A 17,733-nucleotide genomic window follows, 5' to 3' on the forward strand; every position below is an offset into this window, starting at 1 on the left:
TGCCACCATCCATGTCATAAGGGAAGGCAAGAAACAACCCATCATCTTCAAAGACTTCAAACTCGTATACGTAAAGCATCTCTATGCTCCTTTCATATCGCTGTGAGGGGCTATTTGAGACCTGCTTACTTCTTCATTTCATCGAAGAGCTTATTGCTGATTTCCTTGTGTCTTCCGAGCGTTGTCCATCTTCCATCTGGGTGAACCAGTTTGTCGTGGTTGGTGCCGCCCTCATTGATGAACCCATGCTCTTTAAAGAACAGCTCAACCTGCCTTCTTTTGACCACCTGTTTTCCTCTCATTACATACGTATATTCTAAACATTTATTTATAATTTATCAAGCTCGCACTAAGCTAATAATTAGCAGTATCGCTTTCTTGGGGCGTCAGAATGTCACTGCTCCAAAACGCCTGTCCGGTAGATACTGGCAGATTGCGCAGTTTGATTACCAGTCAGAATGTCACTGCTCCAAAACTTCTTTTGCGACGCAAATCGCTTTCGCTCAGTTTGAGTACCAGTCAGAATGTCACTGCTCCAAAACATTGCCCTTCGTAGTATCCAAAATGGGGAGGTTTGAGTACCAGTCAGAATGTCACTGCTCCAAAACCTTCGAGCTTGTCGCAGTTTTTGAAGAACTGTTTGAGTACCAGTCAGAATGTCACTGCTCCAAAACGCTGAATGTGGAGTGCCTAAGACGGAGGGAGTTTGAGTACCAGTCAGAATGTCACTGCTCCAAAACAGAAGCCGCAAGCGTCCGTAAAAGCGAATTGTTTGAGTACCAGTCAGAATGTCACTGCTCCAAAACATGTTTGCCATCAGAATAAGCCATGAAACAGTTTGAGTACCAGTCAGAATGTCACTGCTCCAAAACAGGCGGTACGGCAATACAGATCAACTCACTGTTTGAGTACCAGTCAGAATGTCACTGCTCCAAAACCGATAGTCCCACCCTTCGAGCTTGCATATGGTTTGAGTACCAGTCAGAATGTCACTGCTCCAAAACATCGGTTTCAACCCTGTATCTTTTTGTACAGTTTGAGTACCAGTCAGAATGTCACTGCTCCAAAACAGTGCCTGATTTTCGTCACGCAACGCCTGGGTTTGAGTACCAGTCAGAATGTCACTGCTCCAAAACGTACATGCGTGAGAGCTTCGGCATGGAAGAGTTTGAGTACCAGTCAGAATGTCACTGCTCCAAAACTTTCTTAGGAATAGTTATCTCTTCGTGCTTGTTTGAGTACCAGTCAGAATGTCACTGCTCCAAAACTGCTGTATCGGGCAACCTTGGCAAGGCGGCGTTTGAGTACCAGTCAGAATGTCACTGCTCCAAAACTGCAATACATAATATCGCCTTCAAACAGCAGTTTGAGTACCAGTCAGAATGTCACTGCTCCAAAACTGATAAGTTTTGGTCAGGTAAAGCAGATCAGTTTGAGTACCAGTCAGAATGTCACTGCTCCAAAACCTTGAGTTATACACAATATGGCGGAAAAGTGGTTTGAGTACCAGTCAGAATGTCACTGCTCCAAAACCTGCGGTACGTGGTGTAGCCGTCTTCTTCGGTTTGAGTACCAGTCAGAATGTCACTGCTCCAAAACGGAACGTATACCGATAACCTCGTTGAGTCGGTTTGAGTACCAGTCAGAATGTCACTGCTCCAAAACAGAGGGCCATATCAGAGGCACAGACACAGGGTTTGAGTACCAGTCAGAATGTCACTGCTCCAAAACTAGCATGCTTAGCGATAGGAGAATCCGGCAGTTTGAGTACCAGTCAGAATGTCACTGCTCCAAAACCGTTGAAGCAAATCCTTCCCTGCGTAGAAGGCGTACGATCTGACTGTCCGATCAGCAAAGTCTCAAGAAATCGCTGATCAATAAGCAGTTTTCTTTCTTTGCAGTATACCGAACAAGAAGAACCTCCCTCTAATACCAGCACCTTAATTCCAAGAAAAAGCACGTGTTCATAGAAGGATTCGAGCTCATTCTCGGCCAAAAAGGTATGCAAATTGATGAAAAGAAGTACCCCGTCAAAACCCATATCAGCTACATACTCAACAAAGCACATAAGATTATCAAAGAGCGAAGCATTCTCAGGCACCTCAATATTGAAGTTAAACGCCTTAAGAAATGTGGGCAGATCCCATTCTACCTCGAAAGCGTAGTCACCTTGCATTTGAAACCCCAGCTTAGATATCACCATTCTAAGCTGAGATCCCAGCTCTTCTATTCGTCCCCTCAGCTCATCATCCTCATGTGCGAACCCAACCGTTTTTGCATACAAACTGCTAAATAGCTTCTTATGCTTCCACGGTAATGCAAAGGGATTGACTACGGGCAAGAACGTCGCGCCAGCACTCACTGCCTCACCTTCGTCATCCCACACCGTATAAGGCTCTATCGAGTCCTCTCCTTTTCCCGATAAAACAGATTGGCAAATTCGCGCAAACAACGCTGGAGATTCTATTTGCAAAACAGAAACATACTGGGAATCAATCTCGACCGCATGCTCTATCCCTGCAAAGCAAACTTTCATAGCACTAAAAGCTCTTCTGTGGTATCCACTTCGTCATAAGCCCCGCGGTCCCCTGTTATGTAGACCATGGTGGCAAATTGCTTCTCGGTAACTTGCAGCACCTGAACCAAGCCTTCAGGCGGCCTGTTCTTTCGCAAGCGCGCAATCGCGCTGTTTGCCGCATTGTCGTTTACCACCAGTTTCGCATACACCGACTCTTGAATCATCAAGTAGCCCTCCTTGATCAGGTGTTTACGAAAGAGTCGGTATTGTTTACGCTGTCGTGCCGTTTCGACGGGAAGGTCAAAGAACACAAGTAGCCTCATATAGCGAACTCTCCCTTTCTTCTGATCGCCTTGTGCAGTACTCATATAAGAGCAAACTCATCTATATCATCTACCGCAATACGTTTATTGAGCGCATTGATGCATTGTTGAACATATTGAGAGATAACCGATGCCAAACGATACGATCCACCGCGATACGACGCCTCTTTGTTTGCAAGGTCGGCAAGCTGTCTGCGCATGACAGCATCAAATTCTCCCGCAAGGCAATCCACCACCAATCTGTCCACAGCGGGGCGAAAAGGTTCCATCAGATCACACGTGAGATTGAACTGGTTGTATTCATTTCTATGGCAGATCCCCACCTGCGTGATACATCCACGAGAGGTCACCTCCCGGTTAACCATGGAAAGCAAGATGGCATACCCGTAGTTCAACGCCGCATTAGTTGGTGTATTTGTCTCACGAGAGAAATCTGGTCCAAACAAAGCCGCAAAGTATAACCGGGCCGCCTGAGCCTCCCTGTTCGTCACGTCCCCCGAACGAACTTCTGGAATAATCCCATACAGCGTCTTTGCCTCACGGTCATAGTCGCGTTCTTCCAAAAAACGAGCTTGCTCCCGAATCTTGTCGCGCACAACCTTCTGCCACACACGTTTTTTAATGGGCTCACCCCACTCCATCTGCTCTGCAATGCGCTTACTGGTGTTATGCGCTCCATAGAGAGGCAAATACTGTCCCACTGGGTTGCATTTCTCATCGCTCACCAGCAAAGAAATCTTGCTCTGCGCCAGTTCTGCCATGAGATATGCACTGATATAAACTTGCCTGGTCTGCAATATAATGGTTGAGATTTCAGACAAATGCACCTTTGCGGTGCCATCCTCTTTGCGCACCACTAAGTAACCGCTTTTGTATGACAAACGACAAGGACTTTCTATAAATACGGTTCTAAAGGCCAATATGCATCCGCCTTTCGAACATACCCGTGACAGACCGGTCGATAAAGGTGATACCACTTCCTTTTGTCAGAATGTTGCTGTAGGTAGGCTGTATGCACCCTGCAAATTTGGAACCACCAGCGCACTCCAGATCCACCATATTACGCGCTCCACTGGCTGCTTCGGCAAGCGCTCGCAAGACAACCCCCTGTGATTCCGCCCCTAATTCAGAAAACACCTTCTCAAGTCGCTCAATTTGGAGCAACTGCGAAAGCTTCGGCGAATATCGCTTCAATGAGTTAACAATTGTCAGAAATACCCGCTCCCTTTCCGCACTTGTAGTCGGTTTTCCTTTAACGAGTCGCTTCATTGTCCACGTATCTTCGCGATCAAAAGCAACCGCAACAGCATTTCTTGCTTCCTTCTGCCCTGTCAAATAGAAACGATTTCCGCCAAACTCCATCAGCTGCCGTTTGTATATTATTGCTCGAACGATTTCAACGAACTCAAGTCCCTTTTCCTGTGCAAGACCTCGGGCGTATTCAGCCAAGGCATCGCTGCAAGAAGCAATGCTCGATGCCACAGCGACCGGAACCTGCGCAAATTCCAGTACGAATGCGCCTTTTTTATTCCTAGCTTTATAAATGAAAAAGTATGCAAACTCAGTTCCCGAATATCCACCGTACTTCATGGGGTCAAGCCCCTTTTTCAGCGAAATACCTGGGGCTTTCTTCCCTCCACGCGGAGAGTAGATGGTCGCTGTCCAGAACGCTCCGCTTGTCTCTTCGGGCATCCTTGAAATGAAACATTGGCGGCAATCAAAATAACGCTTAAGGCGTTCCAGCTCTTTATTTGGAGCCCAGTCATCTATGACAATCTCGCCTGTCTCCGTGTCATACCCTGGACGCATAAAACTCTTGATCAAAAACGACGAATCACCAGGCAGATGCCCCCGACGTGCCTCGTTTGCTTCCCTTTTCACAAAGGCTCTTAGCATTTTCGCGTATCGAATTGGATTCTCGTACACATCGTTATGACGCTTCAAGATAAAGCGTCCGATTTCTGCCGCCAGCAATGCATCGTGAGCATGATGGAAATCATTCGCCTCACGACACTTCGGGAAAAGCGGTGGGATGCCATCTTTTTCTCGTTTGTGCTTACCAGGAAATTCGCGCAGCTCATGAGACAGAGCCGCTTTGATCGGCACAATGCTCACCTCTGGATACTGCGCATCCAAAAGCATTTGCACTGTCTTTACAACTTGATGCGTTTCTACCAGCTGGCGCGCAACAAAACCCTTCATCTGCCTTTCAGAAATACCTGAGCGCATAAGGTTGTTGTATTTCTTGTCTCCAATGAGCTTTGCGTCGTGAAGAGCCCTCCAATACGGTGCCATCTTCCTGCGAACGCCCTGGTCAATCAGCATCTGATCAGACTTTGCTTCATTTTCAGAGGCCAACACCAGAGCTTTGTTCTCGAAACTATCATCTTTGATATATGACTGGGGAATGATATGGTCAACATGATAGTCGCCTGAAGAAAGCCGCTCGATTTTGATAGGCGTACCCGAATACAACGACTTGCCACCTTGCATGAAATACAACGTCAAGCGCTCATTCAGATCGACGTTCCCCTTTGCGTGTTCAGCCAGCTCTTTCGATACTTCGCTATCCCAAAAACCAGACGCATTTTCCTTCAGCTTTGTCATGGCGTCCTTCAACGCATCGTAGCGCCTTTTTGTGCGTTGCCCCCGTTTTTTAGCATCTTCCCCACGCGCAACCTCAACAAAGATATTGGCAGGCGCATGTCCCGCTATATCAACAATCTCTTTAACAATGAGCAATGCCTGGCTGATACTACGACGCAACGCCGGTGATCCGGGAAGATCTTCCAAATTCAATCCCGCACCCAAAAGATGCTCTTTATTCCAATCATCAATTACCTTGGTAAACTCCAGATTGTCATCATGCAAGACTTCCATAAGAACCATGGCGTTCCCATGCGACTTACCCGTGTAATTTGGATTCCCCTCACGTAGCACATCCATAATTGAGCGTTCACCGTCATCCGTGGAGACCTTTATCTCACACAACAGCTTTTTCGACAGCTTTCCCCAGCCCGTAAATCGCTTACGAACGATTTTGTCGATTTTCTCACTTGTTAAACGCTCGCCATACTTTGTCTTGAGCTTATCGCGAAATATGCCGCGATCTTCGAAGAGAGTGCTCCACAGAATGATTTCTTCAACCATATCGTAATCTGAGCCCGTGATATCCTCAACACCAAGAACATCCTTGAAGAAGTGATACGACGTCAACTTTGACTCAAAGCCGCTTTCGCCTTGCCCACCCGACACATGCACATGACTATGACAGCGCGGGCTCTGCGCCATCCAATCAGATACTTTTTTGTAAGTTATTTTGCCCTTGCGCTGTTTGAACAGCTCTTCCATCATGTCAGTGCGATCAGCATAATCGAAGCGATGCTTCTTGTCTCCATCTTGTGTAAATCGTGCCCCGTTGAGCTCGTTAAGCACGCAAAACTCTTCATAAAGCAGCGAGCTTTTAGGAAGAACCGGTTCACCCTGCAAATACGTACACGTGCCCGTCATGCGACGGATAAATGCCTCGGCACTGGCATCCTTGTCAATAATGTCTTCCCAGTTCCAAGGATAGATCTTCGTATCCTCCATACCAGGCTTGCGAATTGACCACGCAAAGCGCGGATCTCCGTCGGGCTTGTCGCCTGCTCTGCGCGCGCCCTTTTGCGTAAGTGGCCCCACGTAATAGGGGATGCGAAACTCAACAAGCGATTCCAGCTCTTTTTCATGTTCAGCCAAAAACGGATAGAACCGCGACTGGTTTTGAATAATGGCGTGCATTTCTTCAAGATGCAATTGGAAAGGGATGGCTCCATTATCGCTCGTTTTAAGACGGCGCAGAAAGCGCTCATTCTCAAAGTCTTCTATCATGCGAAGATAGCGCCCGTCTGCTTCTGCGGCCGTACCCTTAAAAAGACCTTGTGTCTCTTTTTTGAATTCATCATATGAAGTCATACCATGCACTTCGTTGTACTTCGTATAACCCTTGGCCTTTGCCTTGTCATACATATATTTCTGTGGATGCATCTCAGTAGCCGGATAAAATGAACCGCGGAAGAAAGCATCGAACTTCTCAGGCGCATAATCCTTCACCAGGGCTTTGAGCATCTTGAGCTGGTCTTTATACCTGTTGTATTCGGCTACTTTGTTCTGAGAAAGCGATCCTCCAGGATTAGCTGAAAGTAACCCCTGTAGAACATAAGAAGAGTAGACCGCTCTCATAGAGTCAAAGAACAGGCGAGCTTCTTCGGGGCAGATTGCTTCGAAATCCTCTACCTCATCATCTTTGGAAAGGCTTATCTTGGTCTTTTTGTCCTCGGGCGCTTCTTCGCCGATAAAGAACACGTGAGCAAGTTCCGCACTTACACCCACAATAGCTCCAGCCAGAGCCTTTGCCATGTTCTTTGCCGCCTTCGCATTAAACCCAGCAAGCGCATCTTCGTCTGCATCGCTCAGTGCCGCAATTCCAAGAAGCGGAACGATGCGTTCTTTGATAGCTGTGCGTGACTGCTGTGTATTACCCAAAGCCTCGGCTATCGCCTCTGCATTATCCTGAGCGGTGCAGCTAATGCCTTTTTCATCACACCATTCACTTAGCTTAAGGCACAAATCTTGTACTGAAGCATCCATGTCTGCATGTTTGGAAGAAAGCTCCTTATTGCCCTGCTGAAGGAAGTTCCCGCGATGCTTGACAATGTTATGCAAAGCCAGATAGATAAGCCTGATATCTGCCTTTTCGTCCGTTTCCATCAGATATGCACGCAGGTGATATATCGTAGGAAACGCTTTGTAATAGTCTTTTTCAGAAAAATCAGAATCGTTAAAAAGGGGCCAAGTATAACTTACGTGACCTTCTTCGCGATCTTCTGACAACAAGCGCGATTGCCCGAGGCGCACAAAGAATTCTGGATCGATTCGGTTCATCTCTTCTAAGAAAAACTCTTGTAGCAAATCAAGACGCCACCGCCTTCGCACATAACGACGCCGCTGGCCACGCGGAACACGCGCCGCTGAAGCCGGTTCAGCATTAGGAAACAAACGACTACCCCATGTAGGCTTGCCCTTGAAATGGCACAGATTGCCCTCGGCATCAGTAACCGCCCACCCCACGGAGCCTGTTCCGATATCGAGGCCTATGCTGTATTCGTCAACATTTCTCAGGTTCATGCTTCCCATTTCCTTTCCTGCGTGCTAAAGTGGCAACGTCTTGATACCAGTCAGGACGTTACTGCGAGTCAAAATACGGCTTAGCCAAAAATGCCTTTCTCGAAGGCGCCACGTAGGTGGCATATTCTGACTCACGAAGAACCCTTTCGAGGGTTCTTTTCTTTTCTTAACCTACGCTCTGTATATGACGTTTTTACCATACTTTCGTAGATTATTTGTCCCATACAAGGGAAATGTCCAACGAGCTGTATCGGCAGTGGAAGGAATACGATAATTAGGCAAGCTTAGGCTGACTTCAATATACGTTAACGAGTAGGTGGTGTGATATGAAGGAATACGACGAGGTTATCGTACCCGATGGACGGATTGGCCACATCATCGAGCTTTTCGATAACGGCGACTGCTACGTTGAGTTTAGAACACCAGATGGACCCGATGCATACGAAGACGAGTTTTTCAAAGCGAACCAGGTGAAACTTGCTGATATTTATGTCCGTGATTAACAGTAATGTGTCAGTAGGGCGGACGTACACCGTCAAAGCAGGCGATACGCTTTCTAGCATTGCTGCCAGGTGTGGTACTACTTACTTAAGCATTGCGGCAAAGAACGGCATTGCTGACCCGAACAGAATCTATCCAGGGCAAAGGCTTGTAGTCTAGCGACAATTTGGGGCACCATGGAATCGGTGCCCCAAATTCGTGCGTTAGAGAGCGATTACGATAGTTGTCTATCTGATCTTTTGCATATCGTCGGCAACAAGTGTTTTCAGATACTCGGTGACGTTTTCTTGCGATTTCAGCCAATCGTACATGGCTTCATCTTCGGCATTCGGATAGAACCGTAGTACAAGCTGCTTGACGCTCTTTTTCCTGTAGGTGTTCTCTGCCTTTCTCTGTGCATCTGTTTTCATATCTAGAGCGATGGTATGATGGGCGGTGAAGTGGTGCCGCCCGCTTTTGCAAGCGGCACCTTCTGGCTACCGGGTGGCTTTCCGGTTATTCTTGCGCCGCCATACGCTTAATCGAATAACCCAGTCACCCAGAGCCAGCTCCACGCTAACCCTTTTCATCGCTTCACCCCCTTTCGTTTCCTGACACTTGTTATTATATGGTATACCATATAATAATGCAAGAGATATTTTGAAAAAAGTAGCTTAATAATCTGTGGTGGCGTCCTTCGGAATGCCCCGCTCTTTGTGCGTTTTACGTGCCGAAGGTTGTAAGCTTTTCATATCCTAACTATATCCTAAGTCGACGCTATTAGCGTGTTTCTCGTAACTCTCGCATATGTAGAGCCAGTTCACGGGCTTGTAAAAAACATATGATGCAGTTAGAGTTCATCCACTTTTAACCAGTGTTCCCTCAGACATTTAACGTCGCGGTCATGCTTTGTGGGGTGCGAGTGGGGTAGTATATGCGGGATCGCTCGCAGGGCGCTTGCGCGTGAACTGTTTGCGCAAGCGACCGAACTCGCATGATGAAGGAGAATCGCATGGCTAACGTCAACGAAAACTATCAGAAGCTCCCGGGAAGCTATCTGTTCTCGGAGATCGTGCGTCGCACCGCCGCCTACGCCGAAGCGCATCCCGACGCACAGCTCATTAAGATGGGCATCGGTGACGTCACACGCCCGCTCGTGCCGGCCGTGGTTGCGGCCATGCATGCCGCAGTGGACGACCTTGCCCGCGCCGAGACGTTTCATGGGTACGGTCCCGAGCAGGGTTACGACTTCTTACGTGAAGCTATCGCCAAACACGACTTCGCAGCGCGCGGCGTTGACATTGCCGTTGACGAGATATTCGTGTCCGATGGCGCGAAATCTGACTGTGGCAACATCGGCGACATCTTCGACATAAACAACAAGATAGCCGTGTGTGATCCGGTGTATCCCGTGTACGTTGACACGAACGCCATGGCGGGCCGCGCCGGCGACTATGACGAGGCCGTGCAGGGTTGGACGAACATCTACTATATGCCCACCACTGCCGAAAACAGCTTCTCGCCGGCATTGCCCGAGGTGCCGGTGGACATCATCTACCTGTGTAGCCCCAACAATCCCACGGGCACAGTGCTCAATTACGAGCAGCTGAAGGCGTGGGTCGACTACGCGAACGAAAACGGCTCAGTCATCATGTTTGATGCGGCGTATGAGCGCTTTATCGTGGAAGAGGGTGTGCCACACTCCATCTTCGAGGTCGAGGGTGCGAAAACCTGCGCCATCGAGTTCCGTTCGTTTTCCAAAACCGCTGGCTTTACGGGCGCGCGCTGCGGCTACACCGTGGTTCCCAAGCAGCTCGTGCGCAACGGGCAAAGCTTGAACGCCATGTGGAATCGCCGTCAGTGCACGAAGTTCAACGGCGCGTCGTATGTAATCCAGCGCGGTGCGGCGGCAGTGTATACCGAGGAAGGCGCGCGTCAGGTTGAGGAAACGCTTGACTACTACCGTGAAAATGCCCGAGTTATCAAGCAGGGGCTCGAAGCTGCTGGCTTTACCGTGTTCGGTGCGGTGAACAGCCCGTATGTGTGGTGTAAGACCCCTGATGGTGTTGGATCATGGGAATTCTTCGATCGGTTGCTTGTCGACTGCAACGTGGTCACCACTCCGGGCGCTGGCTTTGGTCCGTCGGGTGAGGGCTACGTGCGTTTGACCGCATTCGGCGATGCTGAAGCCACGAAGGAGGCCATGGCCCGCATCGGGCGCATGATGGCGTAAGGTCAGGTTGTTCGCGTTCGTTTCCTGAACGTTTTTTCGCATGGGCCATATTTTTTTCAACCTGTGCCCTCGGATAGTTTTGTGCAGTTTTAGAATATGCCGCGTGAGTGCTCCTGGCAGGAAAGCGGTCCTGTCAAGGAGGAAGGTAATGAAAGGCAAGATGATGAGCAAGCAAACCGAGATTTTGCACATGCCTCATGACGAGCTGGAGAAGGTTCAGCTCGAGGGGCTCAAGAAAACCGTCGTGAATGTCTACGAGAACATCCCCTTCTACAAGGAGAGCTTTGACGCTGCGGGGTTTGATCCGTACGCTGTCGAAACGCTGGATGACTTGAAGAAGGCCCCCTTCGTCACCAAGCAAGACCTTCGTGATGCGTATCCTTATGGCATGCTGGCGGTGCCGCTTTCTGATGTGCGCGAAATCCATATGTCTTCGGGCACGATGGGTGTTGCCACGGTTGGCGCTTACACCGAGCACGACCTGGAGGTTTGGGGCGACTGCTTCGCCCGCGGCATCGAGTACGCCGATGGCGACGAGAACGACGTGTGTCACGTATGCTACGGCTACGGCCTGTTCACAGGTGGTCTTGGCGCACACTACGGCGGCTTGTCTGCTGGCTGCACCACTATCCCCATGTCGGCTGGCAATACTGAGCGTCAGATCCGCGTGCTCAAGACCATGGGTTCGTCCATCATTTGCTGCACGCCGTCGTATGCCATGCATATCGCCGACACTGCTATCGAGATGGGTATCGATCCGAAGACCGAGTTCTCGCTGCGCGCCGGCATCCACGGTGCTGAGCCGTTCTCTGACAACTTCCGCCGCGATCTGGAAGAGAAGCTGAACTACAAGGTGCTCGATGTGTACGGCCTGACCGAAACGATGGGCCCGGGCGTTGCCATCGAGTGTATGGAGCAAGACGGTCTGCACTTGGCCGAGGATCACTTCATCGCTGAGATCATCGACCCGACCACCGGTGAGAACTTGCCCGACGGCGAATGGGGCGAGCTGGTGCTGACCACGGTCGACCGCGAGGCGTCGCCGGTTGTTCGCTACCGTACACGCGACATCACCCGCATCCTGCCGGGCGAATGCGCGTGCGGGCGCACTCATCGTCGTATCGACCGCTTGCGTGGCCGTACCGACGACATGCTCATCGTTCGCGGTGTGAACGTGTTCCCGAGCCAGATCGAAGATGTCATGAAGACCTTCCCCGATGTGTCGTCGTGGTACGTTATCGAGCTGACCACCGAGAACCATCTCGACGTTGTTACCCTGAAGGCCGAGCTTAATCCCGACTTCAACTTCGACAACATCGCATCCATCGACCGTCTGCAGAAGGATATCCAGGAGAAGATGAAGGCGGCGCTGTCCGTCGGCATCAGGGTGCGGCTCGTTGAGCCGAAGACCATCGCCCGCTCCGAGGGCAAGGCAAAGCGCGTCATCGACAAGAGGGAGGGGTAATCGCCATGATTCAGCAGATCACCGTTTTTCTGGAGAACAAAGAAGGCCGCCTGTCTGCTATGTGCCGAGTGCTCAGCGAGGCGGGCATCGACATGAAGGCCCTCACCATTGCAGAAACTGCCGAGTACGGCTTGGTGCGTCTGATCGCGGACGATCCCGAGGCGGCGCTTGCGGCACTGCATGCTGCCGACTATCGCGCCATCAGCACTAACGTGGTTGCGATCGCGCTTGAGAATCGCCCCGGCTCGCTTTCCGAGCTGTTGGAGAAGCTTGACGACATGGGCGTGAACATCGAGTACGGCTATTGTTTTGCCTTTAAGGGTGAGCAGGCTGTTGACGTGTTTAAGGTTGCCGACGCCGAGCAGGCTGCCGTGAAGCTGGCCGCTGCCGGGTTTAAAGTGGTGAAGGCCGCCGATCTGGCGTAAGGATGTCGAACGCTACGAGCTAATGCGACTCATGCGCTGAAGTTGTTACGATTGCGAGCGCTGCCGGTTTGCTGCCGGCAGCGCTCGCGTGCTATAGGGGACACGTTAGAACTTCGTTTTCTTGTACGCTTGCAGCGTTGATACAACGGGAGGGCTGAGCGTGCGGGCGCGGTTGCTTTAGTTGTGCTGTGCTGGTTGTTCTGCGGTGGTGTTCTTCTCTCGGAACGGCAGGTAGTCCATGAATCGCTGCAATGCGAGCGATGCGGTTCCCTCGCTTCGAAATGCCAGCACTACGTCGCGATAAACGGGCTCATCGAAGCTTTTCGACACCACATTATACGGGCAGCGCTTCATGATCATCTCAGTGAGCACGCTGATGCCAAGCCCCTTTTCGATCATGGCCATAATGGCGTAGTCGTCCCAGGTGGTGAAGTTGATACGCGGTTTGATCCCGTGCTTTTCAAGCACCTTCTTGCGCACTTCGGCGCCATTTCCCTTCTCTAGCAGCATGAGCGGCTCATCGGCCAGAGCTTGTGCGGGAAATGTTTCGGCATGTGCCAAGGGATGGTCGGGCGGCATGACTACGAGCAGCTGATCGCGCTCGAGAAACACCGTGCGAAGTTTGGCGCTCACGGGAAGCGACAAAAAGCCGCAGTCGACGGTGCCGTCCAAGATCCAGCGCTCAATGTCGGTGTAGTCGCCGATCATCACCTCGTAGTCGATGTTGGGGTAGTCGCGCTGGAATTCCTTGATAATATCGGGCAGCCACAGCGACGCGCCGCTCGAGAACGTGCCAATGCGGATAAGCCCCGACTGTAGCCCGTTAATCTCATCAACCTGCATCTGCAAGTTCTCGTACTCCTTGCAGATGCTTTTTACGTAGGGCAACACCTTTGCGCCGTCGTCAGTCAAGCGCACGCCTCCTTTTTGCCGCTTGAACAGGGGAATGCCCCATTCCGATTCCAAATCGGCAATCATGCGACTCACGGCACTTTGCGAATAGGTGAGTTTCGCCGCCGCTCCCGAGAACGACCCCGCCTCAACGGCGGCAACGAATGCGATGTATTTTTGTAGGCTCGCTTCCATCTATGCGTATCCTTCATATCAGAAATGTTAAATATTCGCTTTTAGAATTGTATCAGTCGTGGTTCAATAAGTCGCACGCATTTTTCGCGAAGGGTTTTCACGTCTTTTGAAAGGCATTTGTATGGAACGGAACACGATCGAGCTTATTATTTTCCTCATTTACCTGGCATGTATGCTGGGGGTCGGCATCTACTTCTTCATCAAAACCAGGTCGGGCGGCGACAAAGACTACTTCCTGGGCGGTCGCCAGATGGGTCCGTGGGTGACGGCGCTTTCCGCTGGGGCCTCCGACATGAGCGCGTGGGTGCTGATGGGTTTGCCTACGGCCATTTACGCTGCTGGTTTGGGGCAGGTGTGGATTCCCGTTGGCTTGGCTATCGGTTACACTATCAGCTGGCTGACCATGGCACCGCGCCTGCGTAAGTTCTCTATTGTGGCGAATGACTCTATTACCATCCCACAGTATCTGTCGAACCGCTTCTTGGCGAAATCGAAGGCGTTGCAGATCATCTGCGCTGTCATCTTCTTGGTTGCCTACACCATCTACGCGTCGTCGAGCGTGCTGGCGTGTGGCACACTGTTCCACACCGTGGTGGGCATCGATGCTGAGGTTGCCATGTATGTGGCGGCTCTTGTCATTGTGGGCTATGTGTTTTTGGGCGGTTTCAAAGCCGTGTGCTGGACCGACTTCTTCCAAGGAATGCTCGTGCTGGCAGCTATGATGATCGCTCCCATCTTTGCGCTGTTCGCGCTGAATAGCGTTACCACAGCTCCGGTCGATCCGGGCTACTGGCAGCCACTGACCAGCTGGCAGGACGTGCTGTCAGGCTTGGCGTGGGGCTTGGGTTATTTCGGCATGCCACACATTATCGTGCGTTTCATGTCGCTGCGCTCTCAGAAGGAAATGCGCAAATCGGCAAAGATTGGCATTACCTGGACCGTGCTCATCGTCATTTTTGCTGCGCTCATCGGCATTGTCGGACGCATGTTTTTGGGGTATGACAGCGCCATTGAGGCCGATTCGCTCGTATTTATCGTCATGGTGCGCTCGCTGTTCCCGGCGGTTATTTCGGGCATTTTGCTGGCGGCGGTGCTGAGCGCGTCCATGAGTACGGCCGATAGTCAGCTGTTGGCGGCGGCTTCGGCGTTTTCTGCCGACGTGTACAAGCCGGTCATCCGCAAGAATAAGGCAAGCGAGAAAGAGATGCTGTGGTTGAGCCGCTTTGTGGTGCTGGCTATCGCGTTCGTTGCGGTGCTCATTGCGTCGAACCCGAACTCTGGTTCCATCATGAGCTTGGTGTCGAACGCCTGGGGTATTTTTGGCGCAGCATTCGGTCCGGCCATTTTGCTGAGCTTGTTCTGGAAGCGCTTCAACTTTGCGGGTGCAGTTGCGGGCATCGTGACGGGTGCTGTGGTCGACATTGCGTGGCTGACGTTCTTGTCGTCGACGGGGCTCTATGAGCTGTTGCCTGGCTTCCTTGCTGGTCTTGCTGTTGCTGTGGCGGTGACGCTTGCCACGAAGGAGCCGTCGCAGGAAGTGGAAGATCTGTTCGACCGCGCTTCGGCATACGAAGACTAAACGAGCAGTTTTAAACGCGCAGTTTCTCGAATGCTAAAGCCGCATCGCAAGGATGTGGCAAACATTCTCGCAAAACAGAGAAACGTCCGGAGCCGCATGGTTCCGGACGTTTCTAAATTATTGAGACGCGGTTTACAGGTGAGACAAGCGCATCGAGTCTGCGCCATCCGTGAAACGCATATTACCTGCGCGCGCTTAGCCCAGGTACAGCGCCTTTTTCACGTCGGCGTACACCTCGTCGGCGTCTTGTGCACCATCGACGGTGGTCAGCAGCATGCTGCGGCGATAGTGGTCGATAAGCGGTGCCATGGTGGTTTCGTACACGCCAAGACGGTTGCGCACGGTTGCTTCGTTGTCGTCGTCGCGCTGGTACATCTCGCCGCCACACTTCGGGCAAGCTGCGTCGGCTACCGAACCAATATAGCCGCAATCTTTGCACATGCGGCGCGAGGTGAGCCGCTCAACGATAAGGTCGTAGTTCACGTCGATGAGCAGAGCGGCATCAAGCGGCATGGCCAACTTGGCAAGCTCTTTGTCAAGAGCAACCGCCTGGGCAGGCGTGCGGGGGAAGCCATCGAGAATGAAGCCGGCCCACTTGTTCTCCAGGTTCTGCAGGCGCTCAGATACCAACCCGATGATCACGTCATCGGGCACCAGGTTACCGGCGTCCATGTAGGTTTTCGCCTTCTGGCCCAGCTCCGTGCCGGCGGCCACAGCTTCACGCAACATGTCTCCGGTGGAGATGTGCGTCATGCCGAAGTCCTCGACGAGCCTTTTGGCCTGCGTGCCTTTGCCGGCACCCGGTGCTCCCAGCAAAACGATCTTCATGATGTACCTTCTTTCGGGAAAATGAAGCCACCTGCCTTCGTGAACGGCAGCTTCTGACCATGATCATCATACCAACATCCGCACCGATTGACATCCTTGAATTGGGGTAAAGGCGGTGTAAAGACACAGGCAGGGCTGACGCTGTGTGTTGTGACGGAGCTTAAGACGGAGGCTGCCCGAAAGCTCGTTTGTTCGCAAGATTGGCAGATTTAACCAGTGTTTCCTGAGAGTCCGTAACTGCAGGCGTCTATCCTGCGGGTTCGGGGTAAGATGATACCAGTCAGAGATTCCCTCAAAAAGCGAAAGAGATTAGAAGACTCCATGGATAACTTGAACGATTTTCAACGTGCTGCTCGTAAGGTGAAAGAGGTTACGCTTCCAACGCCGCTGATAGAAAGCCCCGCTTTCGGGCGCAGTACGGGCAACCACGTGTATCTGAAACCCGAGAACATGCAGCGTACAGGGGCATATAAGGTTCGCGGAGCCTACTATAAGATTTCCACGCTCACCGACGACGAACGCGAGCGCGGGCTTATTACGGCATCGGCAGGTAATCACGCGCAGGGTGTGGCACGCGCGGCGGAACAGTACGGTGTGCGTGCGGTGGTAGTCATGCCGGAAACAACCCCGCCCATCAAGATTTCGCGTACCGAGGCGCTGGGTGCGGAAGTAGTGCTGCACGGTTCGGTGTTCGACGAAGCATTTGCCTACGCTCAACAGTTGGCGTCTGACGAGGGTCTTACGATAGTGCATCCCTTCGACGATTTAGACGTTGCCACGGGTCAAGGCTCGGTGGCGATGGAGATTTTCGACGAGCTGCCCGAAGTCGATGTCATTTTGGTGCCCATTGGGGGTGGTGGTCTCGCATCGGGTGTGGCTACGGCAGCCAAGCTCGTGAACCCAGAGGTGTGCGTTATCGGCGTGGAACCGGCGGGCGCGGCGTGTATGAAAGCGTCGCTTGATGCTGGTGAGGTAGTGTGCTTATCGCATGCGAGTACGATTGCCGACGGCACGGCGGTACTTGAACCGGGGCACAAGGTGTTCCCCTACATTCAGAAATACCTTGACGATATCATTGTGATACCCGACGAGGAACTCATCCCTGCCTTCCTTGATATGGTTGAGAATCATAAGATGGTAGTGGAGAATTCCGGTTTGCTTACGGTGGCGGCGCTATCGCACCTGCCGGCCGAAGGGAAGAATGTGGTGGCAATTCTCTCTGGCGGCAATATGGACGTAATCACAATGTCGAATGTGGTGCAGCTGGGGCTCATTGCGCGTGGGCGTATCTTCACGGTGTCTATCATGCTGCCCGACCGTCCGGGTGGTCTGGTGCAAGTGTCACGGATTGTGGCCGAGCATTCGGGCAACGTGATTCGCCTCAACCATAATCAGTTCGCCACGGTAAACCGCAATGCGGCGGTAGAACTGCGTGTGACCATCGAGGCGTTTGACGTGCGCCACAAGGAAAGCATTGTTGCAGCTTTGAAAGAGGCAGGCCTTAACGTACGTGAGGTGGAAGCGTCGCTTTAATGGGTGCTTTCTTATGTGTCCTAACTGTTGTCGTTCTTTGACGGGAAGATGACGCTTAGGAATGTCGGTGCACAGCGCGTTTTTCGGTTTGGTACGC

General features: G+C 51.6%; 14 protein-coding genes, 1 pseudogene and 1 CRISPR repeat array. Of the genes and pseudogenes, 7 read left to right on the forward strand and 8 right to left on the reverse strand.

The window, feature by feature from the left end; genetic code table 11:
* Positions 1 to 125: 125 nt before the first annotated feature.
* The 5 genes and pseudogenes from G7Y43_RS09450 to cas9 all read right to left on the reverse strand — a co-directional run bounded on the left by G7Y43_RS09450 (position 126) and on the right by cas9 (position 8,007).
* Positions 126 to 287, reverse strand: a complete 162-nt coding sequence (locus tag G7Y43_RS09450) for a type II toxin-antitoxin system HicA family toxin (protein WP_165046166.1) — start codon at positions 285 to 287, stop codon at positions 126 to 128.
* 86 nt (positions 288 to 373) lie between these two features.
* Positions 374 to 1,797: a CRISPR direct-repeat array (repeat unit 36 nt; unit sequence GTTTGAGTACCAGTCAGAATGTCACTGCTCCAAAAC).
* A 73-nt stretch (positions 1,798 to 1,870) separates the two neighbouring features.
* Positions 1,871 to 2,536, reverse strand: a pseudogene (csn2, locus tag G7Y43_RS10855) (type II-A CRISPR-associated protein Csn2); the annotation flags it as partial.
* Positions 2,533 to 2,841, reverse strand: coding sequence for a CRISPR-associated endonuclease Cas2 (gene cas2, locus G7Y43_RS09460; RefSeq protein WP_165046167.1), 309 nt, complete (start codon positions 2,839 to 2,841; stop codon positions 2,533 to 2,535). The gene cas2 and the pseudogene csn2, both read right to left, overlap by 4 nt.
* 41 nt (positions 2,842 to 2,882) lie before the next feature.
* Complete coding sequence (gene cas1 / locus G7Y43_RS09465) at positions 2,883 to 3,761, reverse strand: type II CRISPR-associated endonuclease Cas1 (protein ID WP_165046168.1); 879 nt, start codon at positions 3,759 to 3,761, stop codon at positions 2,883 to 2,885.
* Positions 3,751 to 8,007, reverse strand: coding sequence for a type II CRISPR RNA-guided endonuclease Cas9 (gene cas9 / locus G7Y43_RS09470; protein ID WP_165046169.1), 4,257 nt, complete (start codon positions 8,005 to 8,007; stop codon positions 3,751 to 3,753). Before cas9 ends, cas1 begins: the two co-directional genes overlap by 11 nt.
* A 326-nt stretch (positions 8,008 to 8,333) precedes the next feature.
* On the opposite strand from cas9, the gene G7Y43_RS09475 reads away from it, so the two are divergent.
* Positions 8,334 to 8,510: a hypothetical protein gene (locus G7Y43_RS09475; RefSeq protein WP_165046170.1), complete on the forward strand. Its 177-nt coding sequence runs from the start codon at positions 8,334 to 8,336 to the stop codon at positions 8,508 to 8,510.
* Positions 8,497 to 8,667: a LysM domain-containing protein gene (locus G7Y43_RS09480; protein ID WP_165046171.1), complete on the forward strand. Its 171-nt coding sequence runs from the start codon at positions 8,497 to 8,499 to the stop codon at positions 8,665 to 8,667. Before G7Y43_RS09475 ends, G7Y43_RS09480 begins: the two co-directional genes overlap by 14 nt.
* 68 nt (positions 8,668 to 8,735) lie before the next feature.
* Here G7Y43_RS09480 and G7Y43_RS09485 read toward each other — a convergent pair whose 3' ends face one another.
* On the reverse strand, positions 8,736 to 8,918 hold the full coding sequence (locus G7Y43_RS09485) for a hypothetical protein (RefSeq protein ID WP_165046172.1): 183 nt from the start codon (positions 8,916 to 8,918) through the stop codon (positions 8,736 to 8,738).
* A gap of 581 nt (positions 8,919 to 9,499) precedes the next feature.
* Here G7Y43_RS09485 and G7Y43_RS09490 point away from each other — a divergent pair.
* The 3 genes from G7Y43_RS09490 (at position 9,500) to G7Y43_RS09500 (ending at position 12,610) form a co-directional block, all read left to right on the forward strand.
* The gene (locus G7Y43_RS09490) at positions 9,500 to 10,720 is read left to right on the forward strand and encodes an LL-diaminopimelate aminotransferase (RefSeq protein ID WP_165046173.1); all 1,221 of its coding nucleotides are present in this window, start codon (positions 9,500 to 9,502) and stop codon (positions 10,718 to 10,720) included.
* A gap of 163 nt (positions 10,721 to 10,883) precedes the next feature.
* Positions 10,884 to 12,185: a phenylacetate--CoA ligase family protein gene (locus tag G7Y43_RS09495; protein WP_206215122.1), complete on the forward strand. Its 1,302-nt coding sequence runs from the start codon at positions 10,884 to 10,886 to the stop codon at positions 12,183 to 12,185.
* Between the two features lie 5 nt (positions 12,186 to 12,190).
* Positions 12,191 to 12,610 (forward strand): amino acid-binding protein, encoded by a 420-nt coding sequence (locus tag G7Y43_RS09500; RefSeq protein ID WP_165046174.1) that lies wholly within the window; start codon positions 12,191 to 12,193, stop codon positions 12,608 to 12,610.
* Between the two features lie 177 nt (positions 12,611 to 12,787).
* Here the strand turns inward: G7Y43_RS09500 and G7Y43_RS09505 are convergent, their stop codons facing one another.
* Positions 12,788 to 13,696, reverse strand: coding sequence for a LysR family transcriptional regulator (locus tag G7Y43_RS09505; RefSeq protein ID WP_165046175.1), 909 nt, complete (start codon positions 13,694 to 13,696; stop codon positions 12,788 to 12,790).
* A gap of 121 nt (positions 13,697 to 13,817) precedes the next feature.
* Here G7Y43_RS09505 and G7Y43_RS09510 point away from each other — a divergent pair, with 121 nt between their 5' ends.
* Positions 13,818 to 15,275, forward strand: a complete 1,458-nt coding sequence (locus tag G7Y43_RS09510; RefSeq protein ID WP_165046176.1) for a sodium/proline symporter — start codon at positions 13,818 to 13,820, stop codon at positions 15,273 to 15,275.
* A 195-nt stretch (positions 15,276 to 15,470) separates the two neighbouring features.
* Here G7Y43_RS09510 and G7Y43_RS09515 read toward each other — a convergent pair whose 3' ends face one another.
* Positions 15,471 to 16,103, reverse strand: a complete 633-nt coding sequence (locus G7Y43_RS09515; protein WP_165046177.1) for an adenylate kinase — start codon at positions 16,101 to 16,103, stop codon at positions 15,471 to 15,473.
* A 321-nt stretch (positions 16,104 to 16,424) separates the two neighbouring features.
* Here G7Y43_RS09515 and ilvA point away from each other — a divergent pair, with 321 nt between their 5' ends.
* Positions 16,425 to 17,636: a threonine ammonia-lyase gene (ilvA, locus tag G7Y43_RS09520; RefSeq protein ID WP_165046178.1), complete on the forward strand. Its 1,212-nt coding sequence runs from the start codon at positions 16,425 to 16,427 to the stop codon at positions 17,634 to 17,636.
* Positions 17,637 to 17,733 lie beyond the last annotated feature (97 nt).

Origin of the sequence: Adlercreutzia sp. ZJ138 (genome assembly GCF_011038935.1) — a bacterium.
Taxonomy (GTDB): Bacteria; Actinomycetota; Coriobacteriia; order Coriobacteriales; family Eggerthellaceae; genus ZJ141.

Coding starts and splice junctions, on each gene's coding strand:
- cas2 (WP_165046167.1), bottom strand. CDS start 2,841: ATGAGGCTACTTGTGTTCTTTGACCTTCCCGTCGAAACGGCACGACAG.
- cas9 (WP_165046169.1), bottom strand. CDS start 8,007: ATGAACCTGAGAAATGTTGACGAATACAGCATAGGCCTCGATATCGGA.
- G7Y43_RS09475 (WP_165046170.1), top strand. CDS start 8,334: ATGAAGGAATACGACGAGGTTATCGTACCCGATGGACGGATTGGCCAC.
- G7Y43_RS09480 (WP_165046171.1), top strand. CDS start 8,497: ATGTCCGTGATTAACAGTAATGTGTCAGTAGGGCGGACGTACACCGTC.
- G7Y43_RS09485 (WP_165046172.1), bottom strand. CDS start 8,918: ATGAAAACAGATGCACAGAGAAAGGCAGAGAACACCTACAGGAAAAAG.
- G7Y43_RS09490 (WP_165046173.1), top strand. CDS start 9,500: ATGGCTAACGTCAACGAAAACTATCAGAAGCTCCCGGGAAGCTATCTG.
- G7Y43_RS09495 (WP_206215122.1), top strand. CDS start 10,884: ATGAGCAAGCAAACCGAGATTTTGCACATGCCTCATGACGAGCTGGAG.
- G7Y43_RS09500 (WP_165046174.1), top strand. CDS start 12,191: ATGATTCAGCAGATCACCGTTTTTCTGGAGAACAAAGAAGGCCGCCTG.
- G7Y43_RS09505 (WP_165046175.1), bottom strand. CDS start 13,696: ATGGAAGCGAGCCTACAAAAATACATCGCATTCGTTGCCGCCGTTGAG.
- G7Y43_RS09510 (WP_165046176.1), top strand. CDS start 13,818: ATGGAACGGAACACGATCGAGCTTATTATTTTCCTCATTTACCTGGCA.
- G7Y43_RS09515 (WP_165046177.1), bottom strand. CDS start 16,103: ATGAAGATCGTTTTGCTGGGAGCACCGGGTGCCGGCAAAGGCACGCAG.
- ilvA (WP_165046178.1), top strand. CDS start 16,425: ATGGATAACTTGAACGATTTTCAACGTGCTGCTCGTAAGGTGAAAGAG.